Consider the following 1,391-nt stretch of genomic DNA (forward strand, 5'->3'; position numbering starts at 1 on the left):
AACTCTCTGGTAAGACTCGTTATCGAACTATTGTGTTAGCTGAGTGCGACAAAATCAACTAACCACCATGCACTAAACAACAGGGATATAAATACAGAGATAGCACAGAAGGAACCAAACAAAGCGCCTAGGACCGTAAATGTCGTTTTCTTCATCGTTGGAGTATGAAATTTGATTTTTAATGAAAATCATTATCAATTAAATTAATTTCTATTCAACCTTTGTAGTTGGTAATATTTCACAACGTTGTATGAAAAGAATGTCTCATGTTGCCACTGATATACCACCCTATATACTCAAAACTTGAATTGCCTGAAGGGCACCGTTACCCAATCATGAAGTATCAATATCTCTACGAAGAGGTACGTCGTGATGTGCAAGCTGAGTGGGTGCAGTTTTTTGAACCACAAGCACTGTCAATTGAAGCGATCAAGCGCGTGCATGATGCGGACTATGTTGACTTACTGGCACAAGGTAATATGCCCGCCGCTAAAATGCGTCGAATCGGCTTTCCTTGGAGTGAAGCTCTGATCACTCGAACTCTGACTTCAGCGGCTGGTACACTTCTGACAGCCGAAAAAGCGCTTGAACACGGTATCGCACTGCACTTAAGTGGTGGTTACCACCATGCTCACAAAGATTTTGGTAGTGGATTCTGTTTGTTCAACGATTTAGTGATTGCGGCTAAACACATGTTGGATAACGAGCACGTTGATAAGGTTTTAATTATTGATAGTGATGTTCATCATGGTGATGGAACCGCCACCTTGTGCCAAGAAGAACCTGACATCGTGACGCTTTCTTTTCATTGCGATAAAAACTTTCCTGCGAGAAAACCACAGTCTGATTTGGATGTTCCGTTAGCAAAAGGAACAGACGATGAAACATTTTTGATGACGTTTAAAGAGGTGGTCGAGATGGCGTTGAATCTCCATCGTCCAGATATGGTGATTTACGACGCTGGGGTAGATATTCATCAAGATGATGAGCTTGGTTACTTTGACGTATCGACTCAAGCAATTTTTGAGCGTGATCGGTTTCTTTTTCAACTGATGAAAAACAGAGGGATACCTGTTGCCGCCGTTGTGGGTGGTGGATATAGAACAAACCACGCAGACCTTGTACCTATTCACATGCAGTTAATAAAAGCGGCGAGAGAAGTCTTTGCCTCTTGATAGTTGAAGAAGGCAATTAGGCAGAGCAAAGATCACTAACTTATTAGTGGTCTTTTGCTAAATGTGGCGTAGTGTTGGGCTTGTATTCAAGGAGGGATTTGTCCAAGTCCTTTCAAATCTGAATATACGAAAAAGCCCACTAATTTCTTAGCGGGCTTTTTCTAAATGTGGCGGAGAGATAGGGATTTGAACCCTAGATACGCTATTAACGTATGC

1 protein-coding gene is annotated in these 1,391 nt (G+C 41.8%); it reads left to right on the plus strand.

Annotated elements, in window-relative coordinates; genetic code table 11:
- Window positions 1-266: 266 nt before the first annotated feature.
- Window positions 267-1,175, plus strand: a complete 909-nt coding sequence (locus R8269_RS24445; protein WP_318222805.1) for a histone deacetylase — start codon at window positions 267-269, stop codon at window positions 1,173-1,175.
- Window positions 1,176-1,391 lie beyond the last annotated feature (216 nt).

This window comes from Vibrio sp. Vb0667 (assembly GCF_033391095.1).

Coding starts and splice junctions, on each gene's coding strand:
- R8269_RS24445 (WP_318222805.1), top strand. CDS start 267: ATGTTGCCACTGATATACCACCCTATATACTCAAAACTTGAATTGCCT.